General features: G+C 59.5%; 19 protein-coding genes. 7 read left to right on the top strand and 12 right to left on the bottom strand.

Going from position 1 to position 20,088, the window contains the following annotated elements; translation table 11 throughout:
- Positions 1-30: 30 nt before the first annotated feature.
- Entirely contained in the window at positions 31-1,215 is a 1,185-nt protein-coding gene (locus DCC25_RS04590) for a siderophore-interacting protein (RefSeq protein ID WP_146206411.1), read from the top strand.
- Here DCC25_RS04590 and DCC25_RS04595 read toward each other — a convergent pair.
- From DCC25_RS04595 to DCC25_RS04610, 4 genes are all read right to left on the bottom strand, one after another.
- Entirely contained in the window at positions 1,212-2,465 is a 1,254-nt protein-coding gene (locus tag DCC25_RS04595; protein WP_110098104.1) for an Nramp family divalent metal transporter, read from the bottom strand. The two genes, DCC25_RS04590 and DCC25_RS04595, sit on opposite strands and share 4 nt — an antisense overlap.
- Positions 2,466-2,558: 93 nt before the next feature.
- The gene (locus DCC25_RS04600; RefSeq protein WP_110100751.1) at positions 2,559-2,999 is read right to left on the bottom strand and encodes an acyl-CoA thioesterase; all 441 of its coding nucleotides are present in this window, start codon (positions 2,997-2,999) and stop codon (positions 2,559-2,561) included.
- A 57-nt stretch (positions 3,000-3,056) separates the two neighbouring features.
- Positions 3,057-3,494 (bottom strand): pyrimidine dimer DNA glycosylase/endonuclease V, encoded by a 438-nt coding sequence (locus tag DCC25_RS04605; protein ID WP_110100782.1) that lies wholly within the window; start codon positions 3,492-3,494, stop codon positions 3,057-3,059.
- A gap of 176 nt (positions 3,495-3,670) precedes the next feature.
- Positions 3,671-4,366, bottom strand: a complete 696-nt coding sequence (locus DCC25_RS04610) for an XRE family transcriptional regulator (RefSeq protein ID WP_233242871.1) — start codon at positions 4,364-4,366, stop codon at positions 3,671-3,673.
- Positions 4,367-4,588: 222 nt separating this feature from the next.
- On the opposite strand from DCC25_RS04610, the gene putP reads away from it, so the two are divergent.
- A complete protein-coding gene (gene putP / locus DCC25_RS04615; protein ID WP_110100752.1) occupies positions 4,589-6,127 on the top strand; it encodes a sodium/proline symporter PutP in 1,539 nt (512 codons plus the stop codon).
- A 144-nt stretch (positions 6,128-6,271) separates the two neighbouring features.
- Entirely contained in the window at positions 6,272-7,024 is a 753-nt protein-coding gene (locus DCC25_RS04620) for an SDR family NAD(P)-dependent oxidoreductase (RefSeq protein ID WP_110100753.1), read from the top strand.
- Between the two features lie 89 nt (positions 7,025-7,113).
- Here DCC25_RS04620 and DCC25_RS04625 read toward each other — a convergent pair whose 3' ends face one another.
- Positions 7,114-7,617, bottom strand: a complete 504-nt coding sequence (locus DCC25_RS04625) for a MaoC/PaaZ C-terminal domain-containing protein (protein ID WP_199223100.1) — start codon at positions 7,615-7,617, stop codon at positions 7,114-7,116.
- Positions 7,618-7,729: 112 nt separating this feature from the next.
- Entirely contained in the window at positions 7,730-8,647 is a 918-nt protein-coding gene (locus tag DCC25_RS04630) for a LysR family transcriptional regulator (RefSeq protein WP_110100754.1), read from the bottom strand.
- A gap of 154 nt (positions 8,648-8,801) precedes the next feature.
- Between DCC25_RS04630 and DCC25_RS04635 the strand changes: the two genes are divergently transcribed.
- Positions 8,802-12,359, top strand: coding sequence for a proline dehydrogenase family protein (locus DCC25_RS04635; protein ID WP_110100755.1), 3,558 nt, complete (start codon positions 8,802-8,804; stop codon positions 12,357-12,359).
- Between the two features lie 77 nt (positions 12,360-12,436).
- On the opposite strand, the gene DCC25_RS04640 is transcribed toward DCC25_RS04635, so the two are convergent.
- The 3 genes from DCC25_RS04640 to DCC25_RS04645 form a co-directional block, all read right to left on the bottom strand.
- Complete coding sequence (locus DCC25_RS04640) at positions 12,437-12,769, bottom strand: hypothetical protein (RefSeq protein ID WP_199445866.1); 333 nt, start codon at positions 12,767-12,769, stop codon at positions 12,437-12,439.
- Positions 12,770-12,858: 89 nt separating this feature from the next.
- Complete coding sequence (locus DCC25_RS11280; protein ID WP_158524723.1) at positions 12,859-13,014, bottom strand: hypothetical protein; 156 nt, start codon at positions 13,012-13,014, stop codon at positions 12,859-12,861.
- Between the two features lie 22 nt (positions 13,015-13,036).
- The gene (locus tag DCC25_RS04645; protein ID WP_110100756.1) at positions 13,037-14,446 is read right to left on the bottom strand and encodes a PLP-dependent aminotransferase family protein; all 1,410 of its coding nucleotides are present in this window, start codon (positions 14,444-14,446) and stop codon (positions 13,037-13,039) included.
- Positions 14,447-14,558: 112 nt separating this feature from the next.
- Between DCC25_RS04645 and DCC25_RS04650 the strand changes: the two genes are divergently transcribed.
- A complete protein-coding gene (locus DCC25_RS04650; RefSeq protein WP_110100757.1) occupies positions 14,559-15,161 on the top strand; it encodes a LysE family translocator in 603 nt (200 codons plus the stop codon).
- A gap of 518 nt (positions 15,162-15,679) precedes the next feature.
- On the opposite strand, the gene DCC25_RS04655 is transcribed toward DCC25_RS04650, so the two are convergent.
- The 3 genes from DCC25_RS04655 to DCC25_RS04665 form a co-directional block, all read right to left on the bottom strand.
- The gene (locus DCC25_RS04655; RefSeq protein WP_110100758.1) at positions 15,680-16,897 is read right to left on the bottom strand and encodes a cation:proton antiporter; all 1,218 of its coding nucleotides are present in this window, start codon (positions 16,895-16,897) and stop codon (positions 15,680-15,682) included.
- Positions 16,898-17,089: 192 nt separating this feature from the next.
- The gene (locus tag DCC25_RS04660; protein ID WP_110098112.1) at positions 17,090-17,743 is read right to left on the bottom strand and encodes a response regulator transcription factor; all 654 of its coding nucleotides are present in this window, start codon (positions 17,741-17,743) and stop codon (positions 17,090-17,092) included.
- Positions 17,736-18,938: a sensor histidine kinase gene (locus DCC25_RS04665; protein WP_122549247.1), complete on the bottom strand. Its 1,203-nt coding sequence runs from the start codon at positions 18,936-18,938 to the stop codon at positions 17,736-17,738. Before DCC25_RS04665 ends, DCC25_RS04660 begins: the two co-directional genes overlap by 8 nt.
- A 167-nt stretch (positions 18,939-19,105) precedes the next feature.
- On the opposite strand from DCC25_RS04665, the gene DCC25_RS04670 reads away from it, so the two are divergent.
- Both DCC25_RS04670 and DCC25_RS11735 read left to right on the top strand, forming a co-directional pair.
- Entirely contained in the window at positions 19,106-19,717 is a 612-nt protein-coding gene (locus DCC25_RS04670) for a hypothetical protein (RefSeq protein WP_110100760.1), read from the top strand.
- Complete coding sequence (locus DCC25_RS11735; RefSeq protein WP_255410749.1) at positions 19,714-19,836, top strand: hypothetical protein; 123 nt, start codon at positions 19,714-19,716, stop codon at positions 19,834-19,836. Before DCC25_RS04670 ends, DCC25_RS11735 begins: the two co-directional genes overlap by 4 nt.
- Positions 19,837-20,088 lie beyond the last annotated feature (252 nt).

Raw genomic sequence — 20,088 nt, forward strand, 5'->3', positions numbered from 1 at the left:
TGCATGCCGTGATTGTCCTCGGAGATCGCTGTGAGCTCGAAGAAGAAAGACCTGAAGAAAAAACTCAAGGCTGCCGAACGCGAGCTGAAACAACAGAAGAAAGCCACCAAAGAATCCCAGCGCGAGCTGAAAGACCAGCTCGCACACGCTGAGGAGACCTCACAGCAGTTGGCACAGCGTCCCCGTGCACAGGCCAAGGTCAAGATCCCACAACGCCACCACCAGATGCGCGCTGAATCTATCACCCCGATCTCGGCGACCCTCATCTCCGTGGTGCTGACCCCGGCAACCGACGACATCCGGCCGGTCAGTGAAGATCTCGTCGAAGAGTACGTGCGTGTTCTCATCCCACCCCATGACGTGGACGGAAGCGTCAAGACCCCCAGCACGGTGCGGGAAACCGACAAGGGCGTCTTGCCGTTCTGGGATGAGGCCAAGCCGGCCTCCCGCAAGTACAGTGTGCGACGGTTTTGGCCCGAGACCGGCGCGATCGAGCTATACGTCACCCGCCACCAACGTGGGCCGGGTACCGAATGGGCCGAGGACCTCCAGCCCGGCGACACCGTGTGGATTCAGGGTGTGAAGTCCGGGCTGAAGATCTCCAACGACTACGACTTCTACCTGATGATCACCGATGACTCCGGGCTGGGCTCCACCTTGCGCTGGATCGATGTGCTCCCGCCCAACGCCCAGGGCGCGCTGTTTGTGCTCACCAGTGGCCCGGATGCAGTGTTCAAACTGGATTTGCCGACCGGTTTCTCCATCACCTGGGCCTACCCGACACACCCGGACGACGCGCTAGAAGCACCCGAAAACAATGAGGCGCTCAACGAGCTGGTCGATAAGGTCACCTCGCTACCCCGCCCACAGGGCTACGTGTTCGGCTGGTTGGTCGGTGAATCCTCACTGGTGCGACCGTTGCGGGAGTTCATCCGCTCCGGCTGGGAGCTGTCCAAGGCCGACAGCTACGTGCACGGATACTGGAAGGCCAAGGGCGAACCGCCTTACCGGCTGGTCGCCGACTACTCCAGGCTGTCCAAGGCGGAGCTCTATGTCTACGCCCAACAGCGTGACCTGCCGCAACGCTCAGCACTGAATAAGGCACAGCTGATCGAGGCGTTGCGGGCAGATCAACGCGGTCAGGATCCGACTGAGGTTCAGCAGGCCGATCCGTCGGATGCAGCCGTGGACGACCACGCGGTCAGTGGCAACTAGCCAATAAACAGATCCGCCAGCTGGTAGATCGCCAATCCGGTGACCACCAGCAAGGTAACAAAGCCCAGGATGTTGGCGACCACACCATTACGGTGAGTGCCCAATGCGCGGGCCTTATTCATGGTGTAAAGCAAGAAACCGGCAATAATCGGCAAGATCAGCCCATTGGCAGCTTGGGCCACAACAATCACCGTCACCGGATTGACCCCGGTGACTGCAATGATGATGCCGATCACGACCACGCCTAGCGCGATCAGCCGAAAGGGCCAGGAGCTCATGTCGGCTTTCCAGCCGACAATCCCGCAAATCGCGTAGGCAGCACCCAGTGGCCCGGCCAGCGCGGAGGTCAAACCGGCAGCGAAGAGCCCAACGACAAATACCCAGTGGGCAGCCGGCCCGAGGAGGGGCTCAAGCTGGGTGGCCATATCGGCAGCTGATTGGGCGCTGACACCGTGCACGAACAGCGTTCCGGCCGAGGTGGCCAGCACGGCCAAGGTGATCAAACCACCAATCGAGATCGACACGGCGTTATCAACTTTGGCTTCTTTCAGCGACTGCTCACGGTCGGGCTCATGACCCCACTTTTCCTGGACCAGTGAGGAGTGGAGGAAGACGTTATAAGGCACCACAGTGGTACCGATCAAGGCAATAGCGGTCAGCGCGGATCCGGCCGGCAAGCTGGGTGCGAAAACGCCCGACAGGAAGGCCCCAAAGTCTGGGCGCACCACGATCACGGTGAGGAAAAAGACCAGTGCCATGATGATCACCAGCACGGTCATCACCCGCTCAACTACCTTGTAGCTACCGGTCAGCAACAACAGGAGCAAGATGCCACCGACAATGGCCGCCAAGACCGGCATCGGGAGCGGAATCAGCTGGTCGATGGCCAGAGCAGTACCGGTGGTGTCCCCTCCGGCGTAGCTCGCCCCACCCACACCGATCGCCGCCACGACCAACACGATCATGAAGGTCTTGCTCAGCGGATGGGTAAAGGTCTCGCGCATGATTTCGGCAAGACCTTTATTGGTCATCACGCCCAAGCGGGCCGACATTTCCTGCAAGATGATGGTCGCCAGGATGGAGAACACCACGGCCCAGGCTAAGGCGAACCCGAAATCTGCACCGGCGACGGTGGCAGTAGTGACAGTCCCCGGGCCGATAAAGGAGGCACTGATCAACAGACCGGGACCAAACCAACTTCGGCGACGAGGTTTCTTTTCTGGCGACGGTGCGCTCTGCTCGTTGTGCATCAGGCCCTACCTTCCGCAGGTATAAATTATTGAGACCTGCGTAACTCTAGACAGTGATGCACCTCACGCACAAGTTGGCGAGCTCACACGGGGTTATCGGGTAGGAATACGGTCGTGATCGTCGGCGATCTCGGTATAGCCATGCGGAGCGGGCCGGCCGTCTTCTCCCAATGCCACGAACACCATCTGGTCGACCGACAGAATCAAGGTCCGGGTCTCGATATTCCGAACTTCGGCAGACAGGCTCATCGAGGTGCGCCCAAACCCGGTGACATTCAGCCCGAGCTCAATGAGGTCACCCTGCACGGCCGAGGAGATGAAGTTAATGTCGGAGATCAATTTGGTCACCACACGTTTATTGCCCATCTGCGAAATCGCGTAGATGGCGGCTTCTTCGTCGATCCAACGCACCAGGGCGCCACCGAAGAGGGTGCCGTGGGCATTGAGATCTTCTGGCTTAACCCATTTCCGGGTGTGGAAGTCGAATCCTGAGCCGGTGACAGCGGAATCGGGTGTGTTGGGATCGTGGGTCATATCCCCAGTCTAGAAGCCGACCCGGAGACCTAACGGGGTGGTACCCTGCGAGGTTTTTCACATCTTTTCCCAGTCAGCGACCTCACCGGGAACGACGCGAAACACCGGGTGGACTTCGGCAGACTCGGTTTGCCAGCGCCGGTAGTCGGCGGACGAACGCGTGGCAAGTTTAGCGCCTAAATGGTTCCACTCGTAGTCCACCTGCCCGTCGGTGACAGTGATCGGGGCTACCGAAGACCAATCGGAGACTGGACGCTGGATTAACTCTGGGTTGAAGCGATATCCGCGGTCGGTGGCCTGGTCGTGTACTCCGGTGAGGTAGGCCCCGATCGCTACCAATGGGGACTGTTGTTCCCAAAAGCGCACCAACTGTGGATGGTTGCGGTAGCCGACTGTTCCGCCGGCAAGCACCTTCTGCGCCAGCAATGCTTCGCGCCAACACGCGACAAGACCCTTGGCATCGAGATGATGCGGGTGTAATGACCACAACCTCACGGACCTCTCCTTCATCCCATGATCGTCTTTCTCCTGCACCATCGTCTTTCTCCTGCACCGACCCCACACCCGACGACGCAGGCCTCAGGAACTACACCAGGACACAGCAGAAGTGGGGATCCACGCGCTCTAACTCCTCGCCTGTTACTCAGCTTCCCTCCAAACCCGACGGAGAACTACTGCTCTTCCGTAGCAGAGCCTTCCTCGGGCTCAAAACTGTGCAGGACTTTTTCATCGGAGACGAAAACCGACAGGAACCTGACCGGTGCCTGCAGAATCTTCGTCGCCCCATGGATTCCTTCACCATCGAAGGTGATGCTGTCGCCGACCTGCATGTGGTAGGTGGTTTCTTGGTGCTGGTACTCCATCTCTCCTTCGAGTACATAGACGAACTCGGTTCCGGCGTGCTGGAACAGCGGAACGGTCTCCGAGTCCTCAGTCAGCGTGACCAGCAGTGGCTCGAGGTTGCTGTGGTGACCGGTTAATTTTCCCAGCAAGTGGTAGAGATGGCCCAAGTGGGAGCCGCGGCGAATGGTTTCTTGTCCGCCTCCATTTTTGACAAAGACTGCCTGGGTCTCATAGTCAGCACCTCGAAACAAGCTGGTCACGGGGACTTCCAGCCCCTGAGCCAGCGCATCCACCGTAGCCAAGGAGGCCGAGGTCTGCGCGTTTTCGATTTTCGACAGCATTTGACGTGAGATACCAACCCGCCCAGCCAGTTCCGCCAATGTGAGACGACGGGCTTTACGCATTTGTCGCGTTGATTCGGCGATCGCCTGCTCCAGCGTCTTTGGTCCACGAGCATCGGGTCGGTTATCCGGACTCTGGGTCGGTTTTAACATCTCCGGGGACAGGTCGGATTCGAAACTCACTCAAGCCCTCTATCTTCATCCTGTGATGATTACAGTGGCCTTCACCACCATGGCATGGTTTTCATCTTAGCGGTTCGCAGCAAGACCAGGGGGGGGAACAGTTCTCGAGCGTAGTAGCCACAGCCACCCACCACCCCTATACTTAACCGGGTGCTCGGGGCGGGGTTGACTCGCCCCGAGTTGTCCATTAACGACCATCACTTACCTCTTGGATCTTTATCAATGAACGACCAATTTTTCATTTACCTTGCGATAGGCATCTACTTCTTAGTGCTGATCGGCATCGGAGTTGCGGCCTATCTGCGGACCAGCGACCACGAAGGCTACATGCTGGCCAACCGGGGACTACCCGGCTGGGTGGCCGCGCTGTCGGCCGGTGCCTCCGATATGTCGGGCTGGCTGATCATGGGTTTGCCCGGCGCCATTTACGTTGCCGGACTCATTGAGGCCTGGACCGCAATCGGTCTGACCATCGGCGCATTCGTCAACTGGCTTATTGTTGCTCCACGTTTGCGCGCCTACTCTCAGGTTTCTCGCAACTCCATCACGCTACCGAGCTTCTTCGAAAACCGCACCCGCGACTCCTCCCGCGTGCTTCGAATTGTCTCCTCGGTCATCGTGCTGGTCTTCTTCACGCTCTACGTCTCCTCGGGGATGGTCGCTGGCGGTGTCTTCTTCGAATCGTCCTTCGAGGCTGACTACCTGACCGGTATGCTCATCGTCGCCGCCGTTACGTTGCTCTACACGCTCTTCGGTGGCTTCCTCGGTGCCTCGTTGACCGACGTGGTCCAGGGCCTGATGATGTTTATCGCGCTCATCATTGTCCCGATCTTTGCAGTGATCTCCGTGGGCGGCTGGGGCGAAGCCGTCTCACTGATCAACACGCTGGAGCCCAACCACCTGAGCTTCAGCGGCGGTGGACTGACCACTGCCTCCATCATCGTGATTGCCTCCGGTATTGGCTGGGGCCTGGGCTATTTCGGACAGCCACACATTGTGGTGCGCTTCATGGCACTGCGTGCACCCTCGGATGCTAAGCAGGCCCGTCGTGTGGGGCTGGCCTGGCAGGCCATCTCCATGGCCGGAACCGTTTTCGCCGGGCTCATCGGTGTGGCCTGGGTACACCAAAACAATGTTGATTTGGCCGATCCCGAGACCATCGTGCTGCTGATGTCCCAGGCACTGCTGCACCCGCTGTTCGCCGGTTTCGTGTTGGCCGCCGTGCTGGCTGCGATTATGTCGACCTTCTCCTCACAGCTGATCGTGTGCTCGTCGGCTCTGGTCGAGGACATTTACAAGGTGGTCCGCAAGGATCCACCCAGCGACCGCAGACTGGTACTGATGGGCCGTGGCGCGGTGCTGTTGGTGGCCATCATTGCTGGCCTGCTGGCGCTGAATCCCAACGGTACGATTCTGGAACTGGTGGGCTTCGCATGGGCTGGCTTCGGAGCTGCCTTTGGCCCGCTCGTGTTGCTCAGCCTCTACTACCGGAAGCTGACCAACTGGGGCGCGCTGTCGGGTATGGTCGTCGGCGCGGTTGTCGTGTTCGTCTGGGCGGAACTGACCGGTGGCATCTTCGACCTCTACGAGATCGTACCGGGCTTCATTCTGTCGCTACTGGTGACCCTGATTGTCTCAGCAGTAACCTACAAGCCCAACCCCGAGGTGGAGCAGGAATTTGAGCGCGCGGCCTACTTGGCCAAGAACCGGAAGGCCTTCGATGAGCTGATGGCCTCCGAGAAAGTCACGGCCAACGCCTAACGCGATTCATCGCCCCGTTGCTCCGGCCCGGTTTTTGCAAATTCGCAGAAAACCGGGCCGGGTGTTTTAACCGCGTCAGGATTAGTGTTGATGTCTAACACACTAATAACACCACGCCCCTGCTGGGCAGAAGGAGTTTGAACCATGAATTTCACAGGTGAGGTCGCACTCGTCACCGGTGGTGGCGCCGGAATCGGTGAAGCCATCAGTAAGACCCTGGCCAAGCACGGTCTGAAGATCGTGGTTTCCGATATCAACCTCGAGAACGCAGAAAAAGTAGCCAACGAGATCATCGAAGCCGGCGGTGAAGCCAAGGCTGTTGAAGCCAACGCTGCTGTCCCGGAAGATGCGAAGGCTTCGGTCCAGGCTGCGGTAGATGCCTTCGGTGGACTGAATTACGCGGTGAATAACGCCGGTATCAGTGGCGAGCCGGTCCCGGTCGCTGACGTGGAGCTCGATGACTGGAAGAAGGTCATCGACGTCAACCTCAACGGTGTCTTCTACGGCATGAAGTACCAGATCCCTGAGTTGCTCAAGAATCCCGCTGCGTCCGGAATCGTCAACCTGGCCTCCATTCTGGGGTCGGTCGGATTCCCCCACGCAGCCGCTTATGTCACCGCCAAGCACGGCGTGGTCGGTTTGACCAAGACCGCCGCTGCGGAATACGGCGAGCAGGGCTTGCGCATCAACGCCCTAGGTCCCGGCTACATCCTGACCGCTTTGATCGAGAAGCACCTCGACGACGAGACTCAGCAGTCGTTGGCCGATAAGCACTTGCTAGGCCGGCTGGGTCGCGCCCAGGAAGTTGCCGATGTAGCCGCCTTCCTGCTCAGCGACGAAGCAAGCTTCATCCACGGTAGCTACCACCTCGTTGATGGTGGGTACACCGCTGTCTAATCCTTTCGAGACTAACAGCGAGCTCACACTTTCGTGGCCCGGCACGAACCACTGGTTCGGCTGGGCCACGAGTGTATCTCCATCTCGTTTCACTCGTGCCCAGACATGGACATCTCACGTCGTGCCGGATCCTTCCACAGCACGGCTTTGAGCCGTGAGATGTACCGGATGTCACCGTGTTGATTCGTGGTCGTATTCTTCACCCAGCCGGAGGCTCGCGGGGACTCAGGGCCGGGGTCCCGCAGTGATTCCACCACGCACTCTGCGCGCAGGATGTCTCCCGGCAATGTTGCAGAGGGCCAGGCTATCTCGCCTTGTCCCCCGATCACACCGGTGGCAACAGGAAAAGAGTCGATCACCAGGCGCATGCTCATCGCGGCGGTATGCCACCCGGAGGCCACCAGCGTGCCGAAAAGGCTTGCTGTGGCCGCATCTGCATCGGTATGAAACGGTTGCGGGTCGAATCGCTGTGCGAAGGCAATGATTTCTTCCACAGTCACCTCGTGGCTGCCGGTCGTGAAGGTGTAGCCCTCGTAGAGGTCCTCAAACCATAATCCGTTTTCGTTCACCACCGGTGGCATCTGAGCAGACATCCGCAATTCCTTCCGTGAGTGCTCCCTATCACAATAGTTGTTCCCCCCACTGTACGGAGACCCGGGCTCTCGGGGAAGCTATCGTCACCCAGAGGTGCCCCATCAGACAACGTCACGGCGAATCGTGACGCCAGCTTTTACGAGAGAATTGTTTAAACGCCTCCGCCAGACTCTGCCGGCAGGCGTGAACCGCTGGCGCCTGTACCGAAGAACGGCGAGCCGTGGTAAAGATACTGCGCTCTGGGTTCTGCGGCAATGGCCTGAGCGCCACGCTGTCGAGTCGATGGCCAGCCAGGAAGAGCTCCGGCAGAATCCCAACAGCCAGCCCGGCACTGATCAATCTCAGCTGGGCGGCGAGATCGTCCGTGGTGAACCGAACGTCTGGTTCGAAACCCAGGGCCCGACATTGTTGTAAGGACCATTCTCGCGCTACGGTTCCAGCCGGCTCCATCACCCAGGGATAGGCATCCAGGTCTTCGGCGTCTATCCCGGATAGCTGTTGGGGGACCACCAGACGCAGGGAATCGGTTCCCAACGGTTCAATGTCAAACTCAGCTTGCCTCGGCCTGCTCATCCCCGGATATTGCTCTGCCACCACCAAGTCATGGCGTCGAGCCTGCAGATCAAATAAGGCCCGCTCCGGTGGTGCCTGCACAATCTCCACCCGCAGTTCCGGGTGTTGGGCGCGCAACTGACTCAGCGCGACCGGGACCAACGTGAGAGCAACGGTCTGAAAAACCGACAGTCTCAGCAGGCCACCGATTTCCGGTTCAGCAGATGTCAGCGAGCGCAAGGCCTCTTCTTGCAGATCCAGCATCGTCTGAGCATGTTCAGCCAGACGAAGACCTGCCGTCGTGAGCCGTAGCGTACGTCCGCCTCGGTGAAACAGGGCCACCCCAACTTCATCCTCTAACAGTGTCAGCTGTTGGGACACCGTGGAGGGACTGTACCCCAACGAGGTGGCCACCGCTGAGATCGTGCCACGCAAGCGGAACTCATGAAATAGCTGGAGTCGATGCAGATTCAGCACGGTACCCCTCCCCGTCTTTCAGCGTCTTCCGATGGAGTCGGAGGATTTCATTCGATTTTAACGAAGGATAAAAAGCTACTGCTTACGATGTCTACGAGACCCACAACACACTACTGAATACCGGGTCGTCCAACGTCAGGAGAGGACGAAGCTGATGAGCGAAATCACTTCCACCGAACAGGGCGTGCAGCAAGAGCTCCGCCGATTGGCCGATGAGGCCGTGCAGAAGGTCAGAACCTGGTTGCAGAAGACCCAAGAATCCGGGGTCAAACCTCATAGCTCGGCCAAACTACTCTCTCAGGTCCTTGCTCACCCCACGGGCCTAGACTTTACCGTGGGCTTTGTAGACCGCGTGATCCGCACCGAAGATACCAAGGCAGCCGCGAAGGCACTGAACGAGCTAGGCGACATCGCTCCCGATACTCTGGATGCGCTCGATCGTGCGCAGATTAAAGCTGGCTCTGCTCTGGGACGTTTGATGCCGGATATCGTGGTGCCGGTGGCGCGTCGGCGGATGCGGTCGATGGTGGGCCACATGGTGGTCGATGCGCGCGATAAACAGTTCGGCAAGGCCGTTAAAGAAATTAAAAAGCAGGGCAACCGACTCAACATCAACCTGCTCGGTGAAGCGGTGCTAGGTGAAGACGAAGCCACCAAGCACCTCGAAGACACCGTGCGGTTGTTGCGTCGCGATGACGTGGACTACGTCTCGATCAAAGCCTCTTCGATTGCCAGCCAGATTTCGATGTGGGGCTACGAAGAGACCGTTGACTACGTGGTCAACCGGGTCACCGACCTCTACCTTGAGGCAGCCAAAGCACCGGCTGGCACCAAGTTCATCAACATGGACATGGAGGAGTACCAGGACCTGCGGTTAACCATCGCAGTGTTCAAGCGCTTGCTGTCCAAGCCAGAGCTGAAGAACTACGAGGCCGGAATCGTCATCCAGGCCTATTTGCCCGATGCCTTAGGCGCAGTCCAGGAACTGGCCGAGTTCGCCAATGACCGGGTGAACAACGGCGGTGCGGGTATTAAGATCCGCTTGGTCAAAGGCGCGAACCTGGCCATGGAAACGGTGCACGCCGATATTCAGGACTGGCCCCTGGCCACTTGTGAGTCCAAAGAAGCCACCGACGCCAACTACAAGCGCGTGCTGTACTGGTTGCTCACCCAAGAGCGGATGCGCGGTGTCCGCCTGGGCGTGGCCGGTCAGAACCTGTTTGACATCGCCTTCGCCCACCTGCTGGGTCGCGAGCGCGGGGTAACCGACCGCCTGGAATTCGAGATGCTACAGGGTATGGCCGCCGAACAGCAGCACACCGTTCGCGACGATGTCGGCCAGCTCTTGCTCTACGTTCCGGCGGTCCGTCCCGAGGAGTTCGACGTCGCGGTCTCCTACCTGGTGCGTCGTCTGGAGGAAAACGCCTCCAGCGAGAACTTCATGTCGGGCATCTTTGACCTTTCGGTGGACAAGAAAGGTGAGGGTAGCGAGATCTTCCGTCGCGAAGAATCCCGGTTCCGCAGCGCGGTAGAATCGCTGGGAGCCATCCTCGTCGCGGAGGGTACCGTTGCTCCCGGACCCAACCACCAACAGGATCGGCTCGCCGAAGAGTCCCACCAGCCCGGCGAGTACTCCGAAGGTGTCCCCGAGTTTCGCAATGAGCCCGACACCAACCCGTCGTTGGAACCAAACCAGCGTTGGGCCGAACAGGTCATCGAACGGGCCACCCCCGAGTGGCTGAACCACCAGTTGGTACCGGAGAAAGTCGCCACCGAAGACGTTGACGCTTTGGTGGCCAATGCGCGCGCTGCTGGCCAGCAGTGGGCCGCCCGCCCCGCTTCCGAGCGGGCCACGATTCTTTACCGGGCCGCAGATATCATGGCCTCCCGCCGAGGACACCTCGCCGCAGTGGCAGCCGCCGAGGTGGGTAAGTCCGTGGCACAGTCTGACCCGGAAATCTCTGAAGCCATCGACTTTTTGCGGTACTACGCACACAGCGCGTTGGCTCTCGAACAGGTCGAGCACGCCGAATTTACCCCGGACAAACTGGTGATGATCACCCCGCCGTGGAACTTCCCGTTGGCCATCCCCACCGGTGGTACGGCTGCCGCGCTGGCCGCCGGTGCCGCGGTGATTCACAAACCATCGACCCCCACACCGCACTGTTCGATGGCGTTGTTGGAATGCCTGTGGGATGCCGGAGTACCGCGGGAGGTGTTGCACGGGATCTACCCTGATGAAGGCGATGCCGGCAAGAAGCTGATTTCTCACCAGGGTGTGGACCGGATTATTCTCACCGGCGCCTCCGATACGGCCGCACTGTTCCGCTCCTGGAAGCCCGAGCTCAACATCAATGCTGAGACCTCCGGTAAGGACGCGCTGGTGATCACTCCTTCGGCCGACCGCGACCTAGCGGTGGCGGATCTGGTGGCCTCGGCTTTCGGTCATGCCGGTCAGAAATGCTCGGCTGCGTCCCTGGGTATTCTCGTCGGTAGCGTTTATGAGTCCGAGCGGTTCCGTCGCCAGTTGGTGGACGCCGCGAAATCGATGGTGGTGGACTGGCCACAGAACCTGTCGGCAACCGTCGGCCCGTTGACCGAATTGCCGACCGAGAAACTCACCCGCGCGTTGACCACCCTGGAGCCCGGCGAACAGTGGCTCTTGAAGCCGCAACAACTCGACGACACCGGCCGATTGTGGAGCCCCGGGATCAAAACCGGAGTCAAGCCCGGTAGCTTCTTTCACCTCACCGAGGTGTTCGGGCCCGTCCTGGGCCTGATGGAGGCCAAGGACCTAAAGACCGCGATCGAGTACCAGAACCAGACCGAGTTTGGTCTCACCGGTGGCATCCATTCCTTGGACACCGACGAGGTCGCCGAATGGCTGGACCACGTCCACGTCGGCAACGCCTACGTCAACCGCGGGATCACCGGCGCGATCGTGCGCCGCCAACCCTTCGGCGGTTGGAAGGCGTCCTCAGTGGGGCTGGGTTCTAAGGCCGGTGGGCCGAACTACGTGATGCTGTTTGGTACCTGGAACGACGCCGTAGACACCACCAAGGTGTCGACACCCCACACGGCCAACGAGGTCGTTCAGGACCTGTTGGAAACGGCCGAGGCCAAGTCGTTGGTGTCTGATACCGAGCTGGAAGCACTCAAGGTTGCGGCCACTGATGACGCCGTGTGGTGGGACCGAGAATTCGGTGTCGCTCAGGATCCCACCGGCTTGTCCTCAGAAGCCAATATCTTCCGCTATCGCCGTGCTGATGTGGTCCTTCGCCTGGCTCCTGGAGCAACCAGCCACGACGTAGTCCGCGTCCTGTTGGCGGCAGCAACTGCCGACGTCACCCCTGTGATGTCATATCACCCCGACGCCGATCAGCGTGCGGTGAAAGCACTGAAGACCGTGGCCAAGCAGTTCAACGTCAAGCCGGCGAAGGAAAAGGACACGGAGTTCGCGAAGAAGCTGGCCTGCGGCGAGTACGACTTCGGTGTTGGGACTCGGGTTCGGCATCTCGGTGAGATCGCCTCGAAGGTCCGCGAGAAGGTAGCCGACCGTCCAGTGGTGGCTCTGCTCGATGATCCTGTAACGCACTCGGGTCGAGTGGAACTGCGGTACTGGGTCAAGGAACAGTCGATTTCGATGACCTTGCACCGGTTCGGCAACGCGTCTAAGTTGTTCCACCAATTGGCAGACGAGCTCAAGGGTTAAGGAACATTGAGGATCGCACGGCGGTTCGCCTGTTTTTTCTGGTCTGAACGGTCAGGGAAAACAGGCGAACCGCGTTGTTACGCTCTGAACGCCAGTGATCCAGGGGTTGGGTTTCCCACCCCGTTATTGATTTTTCGTTCCCAGCCGACCGGGTCGTCCACCGAGAGAATCAGACGGCTGTATTTAAAATCCGGGTCAATCTCGAAGACCACCACATCCGATGCTCCGGTGACATTCCAGTAGTACTGTTCCCCGTCGAGTCGATACGTTGCCGAGACTTTCTTCCCGAGCGTATTCAGTCCCGGGGCACGGAAACCTTTGGGTTCGGCGACGCCACTGGGGCCATACGTCGCTGCGCGTACCAGCTCAAGCGGGACATGAATTTCTCGCGTGAATGACCGCAAGCTCATCGTCATCAAGCGCCGCCTTGTTTCACGACATGGTTTGTGCTCTTTGTGGCCTAGCTTGTCTGGGCGAGAACTGTAGACGATCGCTTCGGTCATACCGGCTCGCTCAAGCGCCGTCCGCCCAGGGCCTGAGCGGTAATCCCCCGCGCATCGATCACTCGTTGCACCAGGCCAGCAATCTCACGGTGACGGGATACGACCTCGAAAACGGCAACATTGAGCAGGTCAAGTAACGGCCCTTCATCCACTGGGTCACCAGTATCGACAGCATCAGCTGGGCGGTGCGAGCTGCGCTGGTCCGGCAAGGATGCGTCGCAACTTGCGCAAACCACGGTCGAGTTCGTGAAGCGTGGGACGGCCAATGCACAGGCGCAGGCCCGCGGATTGACCGGCTGGGTCGGTCAGCACAGATGCGGGCGGAGTGACTAACACCCCGGCACGCGCGATGTGGTGAGCGACTTCCTCGGCGCGCTGTCGTGGGAGCGGAAGCCACAGGTGGAAACCGCCGGCAGGACGACGCGCGAGGTAGTCACCGAGAATGGTATCGGCGAGCGTGAGTCGCTCCTGGGATTCAGCGCGCAACGCCGTAGCGACGTCACGTGCGGTTCCATCCTGGATCCAGCGTGTAGCCAGTTCAGCCATGATCGGGCTGACTGCCAGCGCCGTAGCTTGCAGAATCGTTGCCGCGCGTTGTAGTTGCTGGGCCGGCGCGATAAGCACACCTACTCGCAAACCGGGACCCATGCACTTTGAAAAGCCATTGATATACCAGGTTCGTTCGGGAGCGAGTGCGACCAGCGGGGTTGTGTGGGGCGTCCGAAAAGTAGAGTAGACATCGTCTTCGATGATGGTTGCATCGTGGTGGCGACAGACGGCGATAATCTCGCGCCGACGATGCTGTGGCATGCTGATGCCATAGGGATTGTGGAGAGTTGGAGTGAGATAAACAATTGCCGGCTCTTCAGGGTTAGCACCTTGTAGGTCTTCGGCTAAGGCCTCGGGAATCATTCCCTCTTCGTCGACAGGTACGGCAACGAGTTGTCGGAGTGCTTGACGCACTGCGGATAGGGCACCCCCATAAGTGTGGGGTTCGGTGTAGACAGTTCCCCGAGTTGGCGCGGTGGCAGCAAAAGCAACGGCAAGTGCATGTTGGGCCCCGTGGGTGATGAGCACACGCTCAACGTCGACCTGAACTCCCTGCCCAGACAACCATCCAGTAAGGGCCTGGCGGTGCCGTGGTACCCCAGAGGCATCTGCGTAATTGGAAAAATCGGCGGCCAAAAACGCATCCGGCAGTTGCGCCAATGTCGTGGCAAGTTTTTCCGCAGCGATCAACGGTGGTGGCACATTCAGGGATAAGTCAAGCAACTCTACCGCCCCGCCGGACGCACTGGATCTCCCACTGAGCGCCGGCGCACCGGGCTGATCTGATGTAGCGACGAACGTACCACGACCGTGCTGGCCCTGAACCAAACCCTGCTGTTCCAGATGCAAATAGGCGCGTGTGACTGTGCCTACTGCTATCTGTAATTGTTGGGCAAGCTGGCGATGCGCCGGCAGTCGGGTGCCGGGAGGAAGCAGCCCGTTCCTAATATCAGATTCGATCGCAGCTGCGAGACGCTCGTACAGCGTCGCAGTGCCCTCCTCGACCCACGCATGCCACGACGATTGTGTCTTCACACGAGCTCCTTTAGTGTCCTATGACACCTGCACCGTATTCCCATAAGTGTCATGCTATGGGAATGAACACCACAAAACCACGAGACGTTTTCCACTCCCGGTCGGTTTCGGCATGAGCGTCGACACTCTGCTCGCTCTGGCCGGATACGCTTTGGTCACCTCCATTACACCGGGACCGAACAACCTGATGTTGCTGGCCTCCGGGGTAAATTTCGGCTTGAGACGAACGCTGCCCCACTTAGCCGGGATCAGCACCGGCTTCTTTGTGCTGGTGTTCTCTGTGGCACTGGGTTTTGCCCAGCTGTTCACCACGTTCCCCGCGCTATACACGCTCGTCCGTCTCGTTGGCGCGGCCTATCTGTTGTGGCTCGCTTGGCAAATCGCCACAGCTCCCTCCCCTACCAGCGAGAACTCGCAGAGGCGACCGATGACCTTCCTGGGCGCTGCCGCCTTCCAATGGGTTAACCCAAAAGCATGGGTCATGGCAGTGAGTGCTTCGGCCAATTACCTGCCCGCTTCGATCGATCTTCTGCAGGTATGCCTCATCGCCACGGTGTATGCCCTGGTCAATGCGCCCAGCGTGGCGATTTGGGCGCTGTTCGGCGCTCAGCTGCGGGATTGGCTCGGACAGCCCCGCACGCGCCGAGCCTTCAACATTGTCATGGCGATTTTGCTGGTGACCACTTTATACCCGATGCTCACAGCCTCGCTTTAGCCGTGTGCCCTGCGGCGATAGGCTCATCTGCCATGCTCTATCCGGCGACGAGACAATGCATCGCACGTTCGGGACGACAGAACAAGCGGGTTTAGAATCGGCACATGGGGAACTCGCAGGTCTCACGCGCAGAACTGGGAATCACACACACGAACTACACCATGAGTCATTCTCAGCTCACGCCTGGACGAGTCATTACCTCCGCCGTTACCCGCATAGCACTTGAGAACACCAACATTTTCCTTTGAAAACGTTATTTGTCGATATCGTGTTCACAAGCAACAATGTAACGCTCAGCATTCCAGGCACAATCCGGTCGACCCATGAAAGAATTCAGGAACTCTAAAGTAGAAACCTCAAGACGTTATTTCGAAGAAGAATGATCCATTTCATCGTCGCTTCTGGCCTACTGAGTAGAGTGACAAGCATTCAGAGGACCACAGTCGCATCGCACGAGATGGCCAACGAACTGGGCTTCGCCACACCAACCCCGTGGGCAAGCTTTCTCCCCCGATGACTTATTTACTCTCGTTAACGGTAATGCCGGTTGCCGTGATCCGGGAGGCAATAAACGGGAAGATGAGAACTGTTACCGCACCTCCAGTCACCATGATCGAGGCCAAGGTCGTGGAGATGAGACCTGACGAAACTGCAATTTGGGTAACAGCAACGATGATGGGTAGGCCGGTCGCTGAATAGAATGCCAGCCCGATGCGCTCTTGCACGGTTTTCAGCCCTGAATGCGTCGTGGTGAACTGCTCACGCACAAAGACCGGTAGCCCGCGGACCACAGCAATGACCACGACGAAACCTAAAAGCAGAGGCCACTGGCTGAGAACTGCACCCAAATCGATCGACATACCGCTGGTGACAAAAAAGACGGGAATCAACAAGCTGAACCCGACGACTTCGATCTTGTGCATCACCTCGTCGGCATGAGCGGGAGACGTAGCGCTGAGCGCTGCGTTGAGTAGCTGACCGGCGGAGAACGCACCAAGTGCCACATCGAGTTCTAGCAGTGCGGTGAGGAGCATCAGCGTGATCAGCACCCACACGGTGATGCGCAGAGTGGTTTGCATTGTTGAATCGGAGGCGTCCCCGAAGGCCCGCCCCAGGCGTGGAAGCTTGCGGAAAATCCGCGTCGGGACCGCCACGGTGATCATGGCAACGAGGCTGAAGAGGATGAGCACGACCGTTGCTTGCCAGGTACCCCGGGTGGACAACAGTAAAGACATGGCCACGATGGGCAACAGCTCTCCGTAGGCCCCGTGCACCATGGTGGCACGCCCTAACGGTGACTGCAGGGCTCCCGAGTCTTTGAGGATCGGCAGCAGGGTACCCAGCGCAGTCGATGTGGAGGCAATGCCAAACACCACAGCGAGTTGCCACCCATCTTGGAGCAAGAGGAACCCAGCCCCAGCACCAAGAAGCGCGCAAATGAACCATGTCAGGGCGGCATGCCGACCCTGCCGGCCACGCATCTCAGATGCATTGACCTCAAAACCGGCCAGCAGGAACAGAAATCCCATACCGAGTTCGCGCAAAAACTCGACAGCTTCAGTGCTTTCAGCCAAACCGAGCATGTTCGGGCCGATAATAATCCCGAACACGAGTAACCACACGACATCCGGTACAACGCGTCTCGTCACCAACGCGAGAATGGGAGCGAGTACAGCGACGATCGCAATCCACCACATGGACAGCAGGTTGTCAGCCAATAACTGCGCACCCTCCATGAGACCCCCTCTCTAGAACGGGTTTTATGCTATCAAGAGTTGCAGATCTGCCCAGCTGAGCAAGTCAACGGGCGCTGTCACGCTCACACCCTGTTCCTTTATCACGCCGAAGAGGGCTCTGAGAGTTCCTTTTGATCGATGACCTCTCGTTCGCCCCGACCACGGCCGTCTGATGACGGAACAGCCCTGGCCTCACACTCCGTTATCCAGTGAGTTTCCTGCTCGAACAAGCATGGCCGCTTGTGTGCGGGTGGATACTCCCAGTTTCTGCATGATGCGCGCCAGGTGCGTTTTCGCAGTGGCTGGGGAGATCACAAGTCGCTGAGCGATTTGCTTGTTGGTCAGACCTTCGGCGACCAGTTGCAGGACTTCCCGCTCGCGGTCGGTCAGCTCCGGCGCGGCAGCCCTGGTTCGATGTGCTGGCGGGTGTTTGCCTGTCGCCTGTGCGATGACGTGCCGGGTGACCGACGGGGTGAGATACGCCTGTCCTGCTGCGACAGCGTGCACAGCGTCGATCATCTGCTGTGGCTCGGCCGTCTTGGCGAGGAACCCTGTCGCTCCGGCATCCAGAGCTGCGGTAATGTTGTCGGTGATCTCATAGGCAGTAAGGATCAACACGCGAGTGGCGGTCGTTGCGGTGATCTCGCGACAGATGTCAACGCCGTCGCGGTCAGGTAGCTGGAGGTCGAGGACGACCACGTCCGGCTTCAGGCTTTGGATGGCCTCGATCGTGTCGTGGCCGGTCGCTGCTTCGCCAAGGACCTCAATTTCCGAATCGGCCGTGAGGATGGCTGTAACGCCCGCCCGCACGGCGGCGTGGTCATCGACGATCACGAGTCTAGGCATGCTGTGACTCCCGTCCGGTTCTCAGCGGCAGACAGACCCGCAAGGTCCAGGTGTCGTTGGAGCGGTCGATGTCGAGCTCTCCGTTGCAGAGGCGGACACGTTCGGCCAATCCGATCAAGCCGTATCCGGACGGCATCGCTCCGACGTGCCCAGGCTGGTGTTGTCCGTTCGTGATGGTCATAGCGAGGACCTCGTCCTCGTGTCGGATATCGATGGTCACATCGCTGCCCGGGGCGTGTTTTTCGGCGTTAACGAGTGCCTCGCGGAGGACGTAATAGGCGGTGACCGAGACGAGCGGGTCCAGGTTGATCGTCGCGGGGTCGTCGCCGGTCAGGGTGATAGATGTGCCGGATTCTCGCGCACCTGCAATGAGCGAGTCCACCGATGACCAGTTCTGGGCGAGCGCGAGGGATGAGGGCGTGTCGGTCCGGAGCACGTCGATCAGGGTTCGCATGTCGCCCATCGCGTCCAGACTGAGAGCCCGGACTCGCTCGAGGCGCTCGGTCAGTTCCTCGGCTGTGGGCGGTGTTGTGGTCGCCAGGGCCCCAGCTGCCTGGATTGTGATGGCAGACAGGTGCCCGGAAATGGTGTCGTGCAGTTCGCGACTGATCTGCAGTCGCTCAGCGACCAGCGCCTCTCGTTGTTTGGCTGCGACAGCGTCAGCGATGAGAGTGGCACGTTCACGTTCTTCCTCGGCGCGGGTCATCGGTGCTCGTACGGTGATGCCCCACCACAGAGTAACCCCGACCGCCAGTAGCAAGGTAGTCATCTGCAACAATGGCTCCGCGAGGAGGTTCGCTAGAAGCAGTCCACCGACGGCACTGGACAGGCAGACCGCGGCGATCATCGGCAGTAGTCTCCGGGACCGCGTCGTTGGTCGGGCAATGACCAAGCTATAAAGGGCATCACACTCGATCAGGATCGCCCCAACCGAAGTGGTCCCGGTTGTGAGGCCCTCAGCGGTCATTACTGCCAGCCCTGCTACGACGACCACGGTGGGCCACTTTTGCCGGAACAGATGCACAATGCCGAGGGCGATCGCGGTAGCGATGCTACCGATCAGGACCTGTGAGCGGGGTGTCGCGAACCACTCGATCCCCGCGCCCGGCACGAAGCAGAAGCCAATCGCGACCACGACATACCCGATGGTGATCCACGTATGACGTAACGACGGGATCGACCCTGTCCCAGTCATACCATCACCTCGCGACCCGCGATCGTCCACGCACTTGCTTCTATTTCAACCCGATGATGGGTCTCGCGCAAGCACCATCCTGCGTAGCCCAAACGGGTGACGCACAGCCTGCGAAGTGCCGTCATCTGGTCGATGATGACACAACGCGGATGCGACAAGGTTGAGATATGGATTTCTCTGGGAGCTGGATCGTGGGCGCCATCATCGGCGCCGAGATCGCATTCTGGGTTCTGCTCGTGCTCGGACTACTCGCTCGCTACGCGCTCAAGCTGAAACGGACCAGCACGGCCCTGCTGCTCAGCGTGCCACTGGCCGATCTGGTGCTGATCATCCTGGTGGGCCTCGATCTCTCCCGCGGTTCCGAGCCCACCTCCGTCCACGGGCTTGCCGGGGCCTACCTGGGCTTCAGCGTCGGATTCGGGCACTACATCATCAGCCGAGCCGATGTGTGGTTCGCTCATCGATTCGCCGACGGCCCCAGACCAACACGTCCCCCACGGACAGGGCCCGCCAAGGTCCGGCACGAGTGGCAAGACTGGCTGCGTGTGCTGACGGCCTGGGCCATCGCCGTGCCCGCCTTGCTGATCATGAAGGCGTTCTCCGGCTGGTCGTGGCCTTCGACGATGGAGGAATTCTGGACTGACGAGCTGTGGGCCTGGGTGGCGCGACTCACCCTCATCAACATCGCTTGGCTACTCACCGGCCCCGTCTACACCACGATCTTCAAATCACGATACGTCCCAGAAGAACCCGACACTCGAACCAAGGAGAACGCATGATCACAGCAAACAACAGCGTCGGGATCGGTCCTTGGTCCTTCGACGCCGGTCCCTTCGCGGCCATCCTCCTCGTCGTCATCATCAGTATCGTCGTCTACTACATTCGTAAAGACGACTGAACCACTCGTCGCGTGACCGCCCGCACCATCCCGATGTCACGCCCGGAGCCACCAACCATGAGAATTTCTCCCGCCATCAACGGGGGTGCTTCTTGTTGCCCATCTTACGTAGCTGAGCCTTTTACCGGCTCTTCACAATCGAGGGTGTAGACGGGGGTCTCGGGGAAGTGGCGCGTCGATAGCTGGATAGAGGTCGAGGCCTTCCGATGATGGAAGTTCCTACACAAGCCATCTGAAAGACCTCGACGTGCC

The sequence above is a fragment of the Auritidibacter sp. NML120636 genome (genome assembly GCF_003185945.1).
GTDB lineage: Bacteria > Actinomycetota > Actinomycetes > Actinomycetales > Micrococcaceae > Auritidibacter > Auritidibacter ignavus.